Genomic DNA, 258 nt, shown 5'->3' on the forward strand with positions numbered 1-258 from the left:
TGGATCATCAACTTTCTTTTGTAAAAGACCAATCGGGATCATATCAGTTTGAAGGGTATAAGGCTATTTTATACAATGAAGCAAGGCCAGGTGAACACAAGCAGCAATACTTCGGCATAAATAACGGACAAGTAGTAAATACAACAGAAGCGTACAATCTGTTATCAGGCAGATATATTCAACGGGAAGGCGTCTGGATGCAACTTGATTTTAATGACAAAGATGCGCAGGGAAATTTTCGCATCAAGCAATTTCATT

The 258-nt window shown here is 38.4% G+C and carries 1 protein-coding gene; it reads left to right on the forward strand.

The window, feature by feature from the left end:
• On the forward strand, positions 1 to 258 hold a 258-nt coding region (locus Q5762_RS38940; protein WP_315897045.1), incomplete at both ends, for a hypothetical protein.

Origin of the sequence: Streptomyces sp. P9(2023) (genome assembly GCF_032436795.1) — a bacterium.
GTDB lineage: Bacteria > Actinomycetota > Actinomycetes > Streptomycetales > Streptomycetaceae > Streptomyces.